The 13,538-nt window shown below is 60.4% G+C and carries 10 protein-coding genes and 1 pseudogene; 5 read left to right on the top strand and 6 right to left on the bottom strand.

The genetic code is table 11. The features are described from left to right. The first annotated feature begins 28 nt into the window (after positions 1-28). From CSING_RS08795 to ileS, 5 genes and pseudogenes are all read left to right on the top strand, one after another. Positions 29-742, top strand: coding sequence for an ATP-binding cassette domain-containing protein (locus CSING_RS08795; RefSeq protein ID WP_042531529.1), 714 nt, complete (start codon positions 29-31; stop codon positions 740-742). Continuing rightward, the gene (locus CSING_RS08790) at positions 739-2,217 is read left to right on the top strand and encodes an ABC-2 family transporter permease (RefSeq protein WP_052471403.1); all 1,479 of its coding nucleotides are present in this window, start codon (positions 739-741) and stop codon (positions 2,215-2,217) included. Before CSING_RS08795 ends, CSING_RS08790 begins: the two co-directional genes overlap by 4 nt. A 187-nt stretch (positions 2,218-2,404) precedes the next feature. Then, a pseudogene (locus CSING_RS08785) lies at positions 2,405-3,004 on the top strand (DivIVA domain-containing protein); the annotation flags it as partial. 155 nt (positions 3,005-3,159) lie between these two features. Then, positions 3,160-3,420 (top strand): hypothetical protein, encoded by a 261-nt coding sequence (locus CSING_RS13620; protein WP_144403129.1) that lies wholly within the window; start codon positions 3,160-3,162, stop codon positions 3,418-3,420. A 334-nt stretch (positions 3,421-3,754) separates the two neighbouring features. Next, positions 3,755-6,961: an isoleucine--tRNA ligase gene (gene ileS / locus CSING_RS08780; protein ID WP_042531528.1), complete on the top strand. Its 3,207-nt coding sequence runs from the start codon at positions 3,755-3,757 to the stop codon at positions 6,959-6,961. Positions 6,962-7,028: 67 nt separating this feature from the next. On the opposite strand, the gene CSING_RS08775 is transcribed toward ileS, so the two are convergent. The 6 genes from CSING_RS08775 to CSING_RS08750 form a co-directional block, all read right to left on the bottom strand. Further along, positions 7,029-8,213 carry an MFS transporter gene (locus tag CSING_RS08775; RefSeq protein ID WP_042533331.1) on the bottom strand — a complete coding sequence of 395 codons (1,185 nt, stop codon included), beginning with the start codon at positions 8,211-8,213 and terminating at the stop codon, positions 7,029-7,031. 122 nt (positions 8,214-8,335) lie between these two features. Continuing rightward, positions 8,336-8,977, bottom strand: a complete 642-nt coding sequence (locus tag CSING_RS08770) for a GntR family transcriptional regulator (RefSeq protein ID WP_042531526.1) — start codon at positions 8,975-8,977, stop codon at positions 8,336-8,338. Between the two features lie 124 nt (positions 8,978-9,101). Continuing rightward, entirely contained in the window at positions 9,102-9,707 is a 606-nt protein-coding gene (locus tag CSING_RS08765; protein WP_236683947.1) for a metallophosphoesterase family protein, read from the bottom strand. After that, complete coding sequence (locus CSING_RS08760) at positions 9,700-11,361, bottom strand: ABC transporter permease (RefSeq protein ID WP_042531524.1); 1,662 nt, start codon at positions 11,359-11,361, stop codon at positions 9,700-9,702. Before CSING_RS08760 ends, CSING_RS08765 begins: the two co-directional genes overlap by 8 nt. Positions 11,362-11,395: 34 nt before the next feature. Then, on the bottom strand, positions 11,396-12,472 hold the full coding sequence (locus tag CSING_RS08755) for an ABC transporter substrate-binding protein (protein ID WP_042531522.1): 1,077 nt from the start codon (positions 12,470-12,472) through the stop codon (positions 11,396-11,398). 33 nt (positions 12,473-12,505) lie between these two features. Further along, positions 12,506-13,498, bottom strand: a complete 993-nt coding sequence (locus CSING_RS08750; protein WP_042533327.1) for an ABC transporter ATP-binding protein — start codon at positions 13,496-13,498, stop codon at positions 12,506-12,508. Positions 13,499-13,538: the final 40 nt, after the last annotated feature.

Raw genomic sequence — 13,538 nt, 5'->3', positions numbered from 1 at the left:
GTGCTGTCTTCTAACCATGATGAGTCACATGACTCGTACACCGACAATCAGCTTTGAACACGTCGCCAAGAACTTTGGCCCACAACAGGTTCTCAGAGACGTCACTTTCCAGATTCATCCGGGCCGCGTGCACGCCCTGCTAGGACGCAATGGAGCAGGCAAGTCTACTCTCATTTCTATTCTGCTGGGACTTCTTCCGGCGGATTCAGGCCGCGTGCTCGTTGATGGCACGCCATGGAGTAGGGCTCACCTGAAAAGAATCGGCGCATCCGTCAACGGGCCTGCCTTTTATGGTCACTTGAGCGCCCGAGCGAACTTGCTCGTCCACACCCGTTTGCTTGGATTACCGGATTCTGAAGCGGATCGAGCGCTCGATGTCGCAGGTATTGCGGATACCGGTCGTAAGCGGGCAAGCAGCTTCTCGACCGGCATGAAGGCGCGCTTGGCTCTTGCCCAGGCAATCCTCGGGGACCCAGAAATTCTCGTTCTTGACGAGCCTCAAAACGGGCTTGATCCGCAGGGCATCGCTGAGCTGCGTGAACTGCTGCGAGACTGGGCGAAAAATGGGCGCACGGTACTAGTCAGTTCCCATCAGCTAGGTGAAGTTGTCCATCTTGCAGACGACGCTACGGTGTTGGCGGAGGGAGAAATCCGCTACACCGGCCCACTGCCGCAGCTGGCACCAAACGGTGACCTGGAGAAGGAATTCTTCCGTCTGACGATGGGAGGAAGGACGAAATGAGTGGTTACCTTTCCTCTGAAGTAATGCGGGCTCGTAACTCGACGTTGCAGTGGCTACCGCTCATTGCGATGCCGTTCTTAGCGTTGATACTTATCATGCAGGTGAGTGTTGACCCGCGCGCCAATGTGGAGGCCATCCTCAACTGGCAGGCGATTTATCTCACTGGCCTTGCCGCTCCCGTGGCAGCGTTGTTCGCGGCAAGCGCGGAATCCCGTGAAAAGCAGGCGCGGTTCGGTGGTACGCTATGGCGAGATACCTCCGCTCAGCGTCAGCGCGCAGCCCGACTGATTGTCGTACTGTTGAGTCTGTTCGCGTTCCACCTCTTGAACTATGGCGGAGCTTGGGCGTTTGCGGCGCTGATGGGCAGGATTGGCAGCGGGAGACTGCTGTACCTTGGCATGCTGGCATTCATCGGCGTTGTGGGGATTGCAGGGTTAGCCTCCGCTCTCGCGCGTTTAACAAACCTGATCGTGCCGGTCATCGTGTTTCTTTTATGGCAGATGGTCGGTGTATCCCGGAATGTAGTCGAAGGCGACTTTTGGTGGGCCTGGCCTATGGCTTGGCCGGTGAGGCTGATTTTGCCTGTTGCTGGAATCCACCAAAACGCGGTTGCCCTGGAACCGGACTCACCGTTACGCGCTGAGAAGCCGTGGTTGGCACTAGGGTTGTGCGCGTTGCTGGCCCTCATCGGCATTGGCGCGGCGTTGCTCACCCCAGAGCAAACCCTTCAAGTCAAGAAGCGCTTCAAGGAAAGGGCTGTGCCGCGTCCGGCCGTTGCGCTCCGCAGTTATGGCTCCGCAGCAGCTGTTGCGCTTCGCAGCGACGCGCGCCGTCCTCGTCCTTACGCCGCGATAACTCCAGCAGTCATGAACGCTGCTTTGCTCGGCTGTACGGCACTTGCGCTGCTGGTCATGGTGGTTGCTGCCATGTTCTATCCGGTGACTATCTTGCATGGGCTATTCACATACGCCGTGCTGCCGATTGGTGCCGGCCTCATGCCGGTAATCATTTGGCCGCGGCTGCAAAAGGTGTGGCCGCTCATGCTCACCGAATACGCGAACAGCGCACGGGTGGTGCTGACCTGGATGCTTGCATACCTAGCTTTGGTGGCATCGATCGCCGCTGGATTAGGGCTTCTCGCCGGAGGAACCTTCGCTGATGAAGGACGACGTTTTGTCCTTTTCGCCATCGTGGGCGGCATTGTCATCCTGATATCCACTCAACTCGTGCTTCGCACGGGCGCGGCAACTGCTATTGCCGCGGTGTTGTTTATGGTCATTCTTTCCGTCTTGGTAGGCGGAGATGTCCTCGCGCAAACGATGCTATGGGTATTCGCTTTTCCAGCGTGGCCGGAATCCGCGACAACTCCGTTGCGACTTACCATCGCGGGGATTCTAGGAACTGTGATGCTTCTAGTTCTGTGGATGCGCACACAACGTCTGCTCGAACGGCTGATAGAGCTAGTACATAGTTGAAATTCCTTCGCAGTTTCCTTGAACTTGAGGCTGAAAATGAGCGATTGTGATGGCGGATTTGTAGCGGTCAATGGCTTCTAATTTGGACAACTTTCTACTTTAGTTACCGGTTTAAGTCGAGGGTCTGTTTGCTCTAGGCTGCTGCGGTCTCTTGGGCTGTGGAGATGTTTCGGTAGAGCTCGCCGCTGAGCTGGAGGCTGCACGCAAGGAACTCGAGGCTACAAAGAAGTCGGGCGCATCCGAACCGCAGAAGGCCGCCGCACCAGCAGCGCCGGCAGCTGCTGATGGTGCCGGAGTCGGCGCTATTGCCACCCCGGACACTCAGATGCAGGCCGTCAAGGTCTTGGGCTTGGCCCAGGAGATTGCAGACCGCCTCACCAACGAGGCCAAGGCCGAGTCCATGCTGCATGAGGACCGCAGCACCGCCGCTGAGAAGCAGATCAACGACGCTGACGCACGCTCCAAGGCTCAGCTGGCTGACGCTCAGAAGAAGTATGACGCCCAGCTGCACGAGGCAGACACCCGCTCCAAGAAGCTCGTTGTTGACGCTGAGGCGAAGGCAAGGCAGACCGAGACCGACGCTGCGTCCCGCGCTGAGGCTCAAGTCGGCCAGGCTCAGGAGAAGGCGGCTGTTCTGCAGTCTGACGCTGAGAAGAAGCACAACGTGTCATTGAACACCGTGAAGCACCAGTAGACCGCTCTCGAGGCCCGCATTTCCGAGCTGTGCACCTTTGAGCACGAGTACCGCAACCGTTTCAAGACCATGCTCGAGTCCCAGCTGGAATAGCTTGCTACCCGTGGCTCCACTGCTCCGAGCAATGAGGCTAAGTAGGGCCCGCCCACCACAAGAACTGATGCCCATTACAAGGGCGTTTGCCCTTGTAATGGGAGTTGAAGGACCCCGCAGCGAGTGCAACCGCACCGCCGCTGGGGTCCTTTTCCATGACCTGTCAGGCCACTGCCACGGTAGCCCCGCAGGCGCCGGCCGAACCCCTTCGGAAGGAGTGGACCACCATGATGCTCGCAGCCTTGTTGAGCGCGCTCGCTGCCTTCGTCGCCTTTGTCACCTACGTCCTGAGCGGAGGCAATGGCCTCGCTGGTCATCACCGTCGTCTGCGCGGTGGGCGGCCTCGGGTACCTGGTGGCGGACTGGTGGCGCGCCCGGGTGGGCAAAAAGAGAGTCCAGCGGCACGCCCGTTGTAAAGGCATTGCGTACAGCATTGCTAGGGCGGCGGCGGGGTGGCTATAATGACCACTTGTATGCGTTGATCCGGTAATCACCGGGGGAGCATTTCGGAAGAACAGTGGCGCGGGTGCGCTGCCCAGTAGAACCGAACGGTCGGGGAGCCGTATAAATCCTTCACTAGAAACGAAGCGGGCGTGGTGCCCGCCGGTACGGGTTGCACGGTGTGTGCGGCGCGGCATCGGCAAGCACGGCGTCAAGCAGGGTGGTACCGCGTGCAACGGTGCCGCGCCGAATCCGGCGCGGGCGTTGGGCGTCCCTGCACCAAGCAACCGTGTAGTGAAGGATGAATTAATGAGCGCAGAAGAAACACAGGCCGGCCAGGTCGGCAGCGTATACCCCAAGGTTGACATGACCGGTGGAACGAGCAAGTTCCCGGTCATGGAAGAGATCGTGCAGAAGTACTGGAAGCAGGACGACACCTTCCAGGCCAGCCTCCAACAGACGGAAGGCTGCCCGGAGTACGTCTTCTACGACGGCCCGCCGTTTGCTAACGGCCTGCCGCACTACGGCCACCTGCTCACTGGCTACGTCAAGGACATTGTCCCGCGTTACCGCACCATGGCCGGTAACCATGTGCCGCGTGTTTTCGGATGGGATACGCACGGTCTGCCTGCGGAACTAGAGGCAGAAAAGCAGCTCGGCATCACCGACAAGGCCCAGATCGAGGAGATGGGTCTGGAGAAGTTCAACGAGTACTGCGCCAAGTCCGTCCTTGAATACACCGATGAGTGGGAAGAGTACGTCAACCGCCAGGCCCGCTGGGTGGATTTCGAAAACGGCTATAAAACCATGGACCTGGACTACATGGAGTCTGTCATGTGGGCTTTCAAGGAGCTCTACGACAAGGGCCTGATTTACCAGGGCTTTAGGGTTCTGCCGTATTCCTGGGCTGAACACACGTCGCTGTCGAACCAGGAGACGCGCCTGGATGACTCGTACAAGATGCGCCAGGACCCGACCCTGACCGTGACGTTCCCGGTGGCGGGCGCACGCGAGGGCAGTGCTGCGGAGAAGACGTTGACGGATAACGCCGAGCTTGTCGACGCCTCCTTCCTCGCCTGGACCACCACTCCCTGGACCTTGCCGTCGAACCTGGCTTTGGCAGTTCACCCAGAGGTCACCTACGTCCTGTTCAAGGCTACTGAGGGCGACTTTGCTGGCCGTACGTTCATCATGGCAGAAGCTCTGGTGGGCACGTTGGCTAAGGAGCTTGGTGAAGCTGAGATCCTTAAGACCTTCACCGGTGCTGAGCTGGAGGGCTTCCAATACCAGCCGATTTTTGATTTCTTCCCGGACGTAGAAAACGCTTACCAGTTGCTTCTTGCGGACTACGTCACCACGGAGGACGGTACCGGTGTGGTCCACCAGGCTCCGGCCTTCGGTGAGGACGATATGCTGACGTGCCAGAAGTATGGCGTGGGTCTGGTCATCCCAGTCGATGAGGATGGCAAGTTCACCTCTCAAGTGCCGCCGTACGAGGGCCAGCTGGTCTTCGATGCGAACAAGGCCATCATCAAGGACCTTAAGGCTGCTGGCCGCGTGGTGCGCCATGTGACCATCGAGCACTCCTACCCGCACTCGTGGCGTTCGGGCGAGCCGCTGATCTACATGGCGCTGCCGGCCTGGTTCGTGAAGGTGACGGAGTTCCGTGACCGCATGGTGGAGCTCAACCACAATGAGATTGAGTGGCTTCCGGAGCACATCCGCGATGGTCAGTTTGGTAAGTGGCTGGAAGGCGCCCGTGATTGGAACATCTCCCGCACGCGCTACTGGGGTGCTCCGATTCCGGCGTGGATCTCCGATAACCCGGAGTACCCCCGCGTGGATGTCTACGGCTCGCTGGATGAGCTGGAGCGTGATTTCGGTGTGCGCCCGACGAGTTTGCACCGCCCGCACATTGATGAGCTGACTCGCCCGAACCCGGATGATCCGACGGGCAAGTCCATGATGCGCCGCGTGCCAGACGTGTTGGACTGCTGGTTTGAGTCTGGCTCCATGCCGTTTGCACAGAAGCATTACCCGTTTGAGAACAAGGAGTGGTTTGAGACCCACTCGCCGTCGGATTTCATCGTGGAGTATTCCGGTCAAACCCGTGGTTGGTTCTACGTCATGCATGCGCTGTCGACGGCGTTGTTTGACCGCCCCGCGTACAAGAAGGTTGTTGCGCACGGCATTGTGCTGGGTAATGACGGCCTGAAGATGTCGAAGTCGAAGGGCAACTATCCGAACGTCAACGAGGTCTTTGACCGCGATGGTTCGGACGCGATGCGCTGGTTCCTCATGTCCTCGCCGATTCTGCGCGGCGGTAACCTCATCGTGACCGAGCAAGGCATTCGCGAAGGCGTGCGCCAGGCTATCCTGCCGATCTGGAACGCCTACACCTTCCTGCAGCTCTATGCCTCCCAGGAGGCGACGTTCGATGTCAGTTCAACCAATGTGCTCGATCGCTACATCTTGGCCAAGACGCATGACTTGGTGAAGAACACCAATGACGCACTGGCCAATACCGACATTGCCTCGGCCACGGAGGAAGTCCGTCTCTTCGCTGACGCGCTGACTAACTGGTACGTGCGCCGTTCCCGTGATCGTTTCTGGGAGGGTGAGGAGACCCATGAAGAGGCTTTCAACACTCTCTATACGGTGCTGGAGACCGTCACCCGCGTGGTGGCGCCACTGCTGCCGCACGTGGCTGAGGTGATCTACCGCGGTCTGACCGGTGAGCGTTCCGTGCACTTGGCGTCCTACCCGAAGGCGGAGGACTACCCGGCTGACGACGCTCTCGTAGCTGCCATGGACGCTACCCGCGCGGTGGCATCGGCAGCGTCGTCGGTGCGCAAGTCCAACAAGCTGCGCAACCGTCTTCCGTTGCCCAAGCTGACGGTGGCGATGCCGGAGTCAGCTCGCTTGGCTGACTTCAAGGACATCATCCGCGATGAGGTCAACGTTAAGGACGTCGTGCTCACTGATGATGTTGATGAGGTCGGCACCTTCGAGGTTGTTTGTAACGCCAAGGTTGCGGGCCCGCGCCTAGGCAAGGATGTGCAGCGCGCCATCAAGAACCTCAAGGCGGGCAATTATGAGCGTGAGGGCGACGAGGTCGTCGTCGATGGCGATATTCGTCTGTCGCCGGAGGAGTACACCGAGCGCCTCCAAGCCGCCAACCCGGAGTCTACGGCGCGCGTGGACGGCGTGGACGGTTTGGTCGTGCTGGACACCGAAGTTACCGAAGAACTCGAGGCGGAGGGCTGGGCCGCTGACGTCATCCGTGGCTTGCAGGATGCCCGTAAGGCCGAGGACTTCGTGGTCACCGACCGCATCTCGGTGGTTCTTTCGGTTCCGGCAGACAAGGAAGAGTGGGCACAGCGTCACCGCGAGCACATCGCGGCGGAGGTTCTCGCTACGGACTTCACCGTGACTGTGGAGGAACTGACTGCCGATGCTGGCCAGGCCGTTCATGACGTTCTCAAGGGCGTTACCGCTACGGCGGCCAAGGCCTAAAGCCATCACAAGCAGACAAAAGCTCCACCTCCCGGAAGGGGAGAGTGGAGCTTTGTGCTGTGCGGAGTTAGCGTCGAGCACCTGGCAGGTGCGCGCGCCAGGCCAGGATGACATTGACCAAGCACACTAGGGCGAGAGCGCTGCCGATGATGAATAGGTTGGTGAACCCGATGTAGGGAGCTAGGGCGCTGAAGGCCATGGGGATGAAAAAGCCGGTGTAGGAGATGGAATAGTACACGGCGGTCAGGCCGGCGAGCTCGCGCTCACCTGCAATGCGCTGTACCTCGGAGAGGCCGGCGACGAGAGCCAAGCCATAACCAGCGCCCATGGTCGCGGCCGCCGCGATGCCGAGCGGCAAGGAGAGCGAGTGGGCAGCAAGGGCGCCAAGAATAGCACCAATAGTGATCACGCCCATGGCGATGGCTGAGGCTCGAGCGGATTTATGGGTATCCACGAGACTGCCTAGCATTTGTACGCCTACGCCGCAGCCCAAGGTGATGACGGTCATGAGGCCGGAGAAGGCAATAGGCGCGCCACCAGCTGAGTCCGAAAGCAGCTGTGGAAGCAGGGCATAGGCAGCGCCAGCGCAGCCGAAGACCCACGGAGCTACCGGGATGACAACGCGAACGAAGCGCTTGTGGGCGGCGGTGGGCACGTGGAGCATCTCGAGCATCTCGCGAACAGTGAGATCCAGAATGGTGGTTTTGACCGTGCCGTGGCTGGGCTGACGGGTCTCCGGGGTATGGAGAATCCAGATGGCGGTGACCACGGTGAGGAGCATGTGCAGGATATAGGCGGTGTGCGTTGGCCAAGGACCCCACTGCGCCAGAACCGAGGCAATGCCAGCACCAACAAGGAATCCTGCGGTCAGGCACAATGACGCCTTGCGCGCACCGGAGGCAGGATCACCGCCGGCGCGGGTAATGAGTTCGGTAATCCATGTGGAACCGACCGCCATGACTAAGCCCAAGGCCATGCCGCACAGGACTCGGCCCAGAGCGATGATGAGGGGCTCCTCGGGAGCGATGGAAAGTAGGAAAGAACCGGCGAGGGAGAGCGGGGCAGCTGGAAGCAACATCGGACGGCGGCCGATGAGGTCAGAGAGCGGACCGCCGATGAGCAATGCTGGAATAATACCGATGACGTATGCCGCGAGCAGACCATTGACCGTGACCTGGGAGAAGTGCGAGGCCTCGCGGTACATCACCAGCAGGGGCGTGAACTCGTTGCCGCCCCATGCCACGGCCACCATGGAGCCAGCGACGGGAAACCAGGCATGCGAATGTAGGGGTACGGGGGACTGGACAGGGGCAGTAGGTTGGTCCGAGTCGGCGTCCGGTGCGTCGACATCTGGGTGCGAATGTGCGGAGACAGTCACAGTTGCTTCCTTGAAGAGTTGAGGTGGGATTCTAGTTCGGTGAGGTAGGTGTCGAGGTGGCCGGCGCGGAGGGCGTCGGCAAGCACGGCGTGTTGGGCTACGAACGCTCGGGCGCGTTCCACGCTGCGCCCCACGGCCGTCGCGGTGAAACGCTGCTGGCGCTCGCGCAGGGTATGGCCCAAGTTGGCCAGCAGGCGATTGCCGCCGTTGTCCATGATGGTCTGGTGGAATTTGGCGTCGAGCTGGGCGTATGCGCGCAAGTCGTCCTGATCGAGCGCGGCATGCTGCTCCTCGATGATGGCGTCGAGGACATCGGCGATGAGACCGCGTTCCTCGGCAGAGAGGGTGCAGATATGGCGGGCAGAGTGCTCGTCGACAAGCAGGCGGGCCTCGTAGACCTCGCGAATTTCACGGGGACTAATCGGTACCACGAGCGCACCGCGTTTGGGGTAGAGCTTCAGAAAACCTTCGACCTCTAGGCGGAGGAAGGCTTCACGCACCGGAGTGCGGCTCATTCCTAGTTCGGCGGCGAGGGCGGCTTCAGAAAGCATCTCCGAGTCGTCGACCTCGTCATCAATGATGCGGCGCTTGAGGTGGTCATAAGCCCGTTCCGCGGCGGGCACCCTGTCTTTCTGCATGCATACATGATGCATGCATGTGGGGGCTGGGGTCTAGTGGAAATGCCGAATGGTGAGAGATCGATCACGCGAAGGACAAGTGAGAGCTAGTTCTCTCCTGAGCGTGTTAGTGCAGGTGGAGAAGCTACAGGCGGGTGAGGGTGGCAGTGGGGACGTCGTAAAGCACAGCGCTACCCATGCCGACCCAGCCGATGAACGGTTCCTCGTTGAGCACTTGAGGGGAGTGGACGTGCCCCAGAACCCAGGCATCGTATCCACACGCCTCCAGTTCTTGAGGAGTAATAGGCAGACACAAGCCCTTGGAAAACTCACCGGACACGGACGAGTGCAGAAGACCGAGGTGCGGGCCGTGATGCTGGCGCGCCGGGAAAGTGAGCATGCGTGGATCCGGATCGGAAGCAACTGCAGCCGTAACAACGGTAGCGCCAGCACAGGTGAAGGAATGCACCTCAGTTGGGTGGACCATGACGGCCGCTGGGAAGGTGAGCTCGTGGTGGACATCGTGGTTGCCAGAAATGAAATGGACCTCGTTGAAGCGCTCGCCGGCGCGGCTCAACACCTCATAGGATTGGGGCACGTAGGTTGCGGGGTCGGCATCGCGGTCGATGATGTCACCGAGGCACACGCAGGCGTCCGCGGTAGCGTTCTCCAGCATGTCCAGCGCCCAGTGCAAGCCGGGCGCGCCGGGCTTGCCTAGGTGGAGATCCGCAAAAATGAGAATGCTAGACACTAGTTTTGCGCCCCTGCCACCACGTGATGAGGACGAGCACCACGGTGGAGGTGCCCACACCGATGAGGGTCATTGCCATGGCCTCGGCGCGGTGGCCTTGATCGAACTGATTCATAATCCACGGTGCCAGGAGGTTCAGCTGACTCGGGCGGATAAGCGACGACATCACAAGCTCCCGGAAACCAACGAAGAACGCCAATAACCATCCGGCGAAGATACCGGGAGCGAGCAGTGGGAGCGTGATGCTGCGCAGCGTGTGGGAAGCTGTTGCCCCTGAAACTGCGGCGGCTTCGTACACAGTGGGAGAGACTGCGCTGGCGGAGGTCTTGATGTTCTGCACGGCCATCGGCAAGAAGAGCACGGTGAAGGCCAAGACGAGGATGCCCATGGTGCCATACGGAGACCACGGCAGCCACGGGGCGTTCCACAGGAGAATGAAGCCAATGGCGAGAACTATGCCGGGAACGGTATCGGGAGCCACGGCGAGGAAGTCGGCGACACGGGCGCTGAGGCGCTTGGTGTGCTGAGTGAGCAGCGTGACTGCAATGCCGAGGACGACGGCCGTCGTAGCCCCGACCGCACCGAGGGCAATAGAGCGCAGGAGCGCCTCCTGGGCAGACGGCATCTGGAGAACGATGGCAAAGTAGTCAAAGGTGAGGTTCTGCGGTGTGGGCGGTGCAGAGCGCAGGATAGTCATCGCAGCCAGGGTGATGGAGATGTACGGGATAAGTACCGAGCAAGCGAAGATAAGGAAGGTCACCAGACCACCAATGGACTTACCCACTGCGCCAACACGCAGTGACACCTGGCGGGACACCCGGCCGCCACCGGTCAGGTCGCGGCGCGAGACCCACTGCTGAAATGCCCATGCGGCCACTCCTAGAGCGAAAAGTACTGACGATGAAGCCGCAGCGTCGGAAAAGCTGAGCGGGTCAATGGTGACATCCTGGTAGATGGAAGAGACCAGCACCTTGAAGCCGATAGCGTAGCCCAAGGTAACTGGGGTGCCGAACTCGCCGGCGGCCTTGATGAAGACAATCAGCGCGCCAAGCGAATAGGGGCCTACCACCGCCGGCATGATGATACGGCTTAACTGCTGCCAGCGGCTGGCGCCTGCCACCTGCGCCATTTCCAGAGACGAAGCAGGAATGGAGGTCAGGCAGTTGCGGAGAATGAGGTAGAGGAACGGGAAAAGTTCGCAGGCCATAATGAAGGCCATGCCGGGCACGGAGTAAATGGCATCGTGAGCGAGCTTGCCCAGGGTATGCCCGAGGAGCATTTCGGCGACTCCACCGCGGCGGGTGAAGTCCATCCAGGCCATCGCTGCGGCAAAAGGCGGGGTCATAAACGGAATCATGATGGCGATTTCTATCCAGTTCGCCTTAGAAAAAGGTGTCCATGCACGCAGAAACGCGAGGGGTGCGGCAAACAAGGTAGAAAAGACCACCACGAGCAAGGAGAGGATGACCGTGTTGAGCAACACCTCTCCCATGCCTGGCTCCACAATCTTGTGGAGCGAGGACGGCTCATCGCGGTAGCCCACCACGGCACTGATGAGCACCGAGACCAGCGGTGCGGCGACGAGCACAAGCAGGACGATGAGTACTGCATAAATACCGAGAATGCGCTGCGGGGTGCGTGTCGTGGTGCTCATGAGATGGGGTTACTCCGTGGTAAGAAAGCAGGGGCTACTTCAGGTAGCGCTGGGCAAACTTTTCCTTGACGTCCTTAGAGGTGGACACAACGGTGTCGAGATCCTCGTTCAGGGTCGTGATCTCATCCAGCTTCGGGCCGTTCTTCGGGGTGATTTCGGTGTTGGCCGGGATCATGTTCTTGGAGGCGGAAATCTCCTGGGCCTCGTCAGAGAAAAGGAAGTCGACGAAGGCTTCGGCGGCCTCCTTGTTGTCGGTGGTTTTGAGAATCATGACCGGACGCGGGGTTACGGTGGTGCCGGAGGAGGGGATGACGACCTCCAGCGGCTCGCCCTTGGACTTAGCGGAGTAGGCGGAGTAGTCCACGCCTCCCATGACGATGCCGCGAGAGCCGGAGGTGACCTGGTCGAGAGCAGGGCCATTTGCGCCCTGGACAATCATGCCGTTGTCGAAGAGCTTGTCAAAGAGCTCCCAAGTCTTGTCCTCACCCCACTGGGACACCATGGCGGCGATGAGGTCAGCGGCGGTACCGGACTCACGCGGATCCGGCATGATGACCTGGTCCTTGTACTTTTCGTCAGCGAGGTCCTCCCAGTCTTGCGGGACCGAGTCAACAACGTTGGTGTTGGTTACCAGGGCCAATGCCGAGCCGTCGCGGCCGGTGAACGTGCCGTTCTTGGAAACCCAACTTGGAGTGATCTTGTCTGCGCCCTCCGGGGTGTACTCCTCTAGAGCGCCAGCCTTGTCCTGCTTGGATGCAGCGGACCAGGAAGCCAGGTACACCACGTCTGCCTGCGGGTTAGCTTCCTCGGCCTTGAGCTTCGCGGTGATCTTGCCGGTGGTGTCAGCGAAGACGTTGACGGTGACGTCGGTCTTCTCTTCGAAGGCTTCGACGAGGGCGTCGGTAAGCCCCTGCGGGTTTGCAGAGTAGTAGTCCAGGTCGCCGGACAGGCCTTCTGGAGCCTCCCAAGCTTCAGCGGAGGATGCCTCGGAACCGGTGGTGTCGGTGGAGGCATCGGTGGACTCGGCGGAGTCAACGGAACCGCAGCCAGTCAAGGCCAGAGCGGACGCCGCAGTGGCGGCTAGGGCGAGAGAGAGTTTCTTGTAGACCATGGAGAATCCTTAGAGGTAGAAAATCTGATGGGGTTAGTACGCGAGGCGCACCGTCGAACCGCGCTCGATTCGGGAGCGGCTGTAGGCCACCCACGGCTCGTCGGAGCCTTCGACGTCACAGTGCAGTTCGTAGCGTCCGCCGATGTACTGGGCGGTGCGGACAGTGCCGTCCACATGGTGCGGGAAAGACCCAATGTCTTCCTCTGCGCCGAGGACGGAGAGGTTTTCGGGGCGGACGTCGGGAAGCCCGTCGCGGCGATTCATGGTGCCCACGAAACCACCAACGAAGGACGTGGCGGGGGAGTCGTAGAGAGTGACAGGGTCAGCGAACTGCTCGATGACGCCGTCTTTCATCACCACAACCCGGTCCGACATTGCGAGTGCTTCCGACTGGTCGTGGGTGACGTAGATAACCGTGAGGCCGAGGTCTTGGGCGAGCGCGGTGAGTTCAGCTCGAATTTGGACGCGCAGGGCGGCGTCGAGCGCTGAGAGCGGCTCATCCATGAGCAGTAGCTGTGGGTTGGACACGAGGGCACGGGCGATGGCCACGCGCTGCTGCTGGCCGCCAGAGAGTTGGTTGGGGCGGGCTTGAGCCTTCGGGGTGATGCCAACCATGTCCATGCAGGTGCGCACGCGTTCGGCACGCTCGGCAGCGGATACCTTGTTGCCAGCGGTGGTGAGGGGGAATTCGATGTTTTTCTCCACCGTCATGTGTGGCCACAGCGCGAGGTCTTGGAAGACCATGGAGAGGTTGCGCTTGTTGACCGGAACATTGGTGTGAGGCCCGAAGACCTCGGTGCCGGAAAAGGTGATGGTACCGGTATCGGGGGTTTCAAGGCCCGCGATGCAGCGCAGGAGCGTGGACTTTCCGCACCCGGAGGGGCCGAGGATGGAAATGAACTCGCCGGAGTTGATGACGAGGTCGGTGGCGTGGAGGCCGGTGTTGTCCGCGAACTCACGCTTGATGCCGTTGACGACCACGTGGGCCTGAGAGGCAGGGGTGTGCGGCGAAAGCTGAGAAGTCACATTAGGGAAAGTTAGAGTACGAAAGTAAACGAAAGGGAAA

The organism is Corynebacterium singulare (genome assembly GCF_000833575.1).
Lineage (GTDB): Bacteria > Actinomycetota > Actinomycetes > Mycobacteriales > Mycobacteriaceae > Corynebacterium > Corynebacterium singulare.
The sequence above is the reverse complement of the archived record's forward strand: the minus strand, read 5'-3'. Positions and strand labels throughout refer to the sequence as shown.

Coding starts and splice junctions, on each gene's coding strand:
- CSING_RS08795 (WP_042531529.1), top strand. CDS start 29: ATGACTCGTACACCGACAATCAGCTTTGAACACGTCGCCAAGAACTTT.
- CSING_RS08790 (WP_052471403.1), top strand. CDS start 739: ATGAGTGGTTACCTTTCCTCTGAAGTAATGCGGGCTCGTAACTCGACG.
- CSING_RS13620 (WP_144403129.1), top strand. CDS start 3,160: ATGACCTGTCAGGCCACTGCCACGGTAGCCCCGCAGGCGCCGGCCGAA.
- ileS (WP_042531528.1), top strand. CDS start 3,755: ATGAGCGCAGAAGAAACACAGGCCGGCCAGGTCGGCAGCGTATACCCC.
- CSING_RS08775 (WP_042533331.1), bottom strand. CDS start 8,213: ATGGTGGCCGTGGCATGGGGCGGCAACGAGTTCACGCCCCTGCTGGTG.
- CSING_RS08770 (WP_042531526.1), bottom strand. CDS start 8,977: ATGCAGAAAGACAGGGTGCCCGCCGCGGAACGGGCTTATGACCACCTC.
- CSING_RS08760 (WP_042531524.1), bottom strand. CDS start 11,361: ATGAGCACCACGACACGCACCCCGCAGCGCATTCTCGGTATTTATGCA.
- CSING_RS08755 (WP_042531522.1), bottom strand. CDS start 12,472: ATGGTCTACAAGAAACTCTCTCTCGCCCTAGCCGCCACTGCGGCGTCC.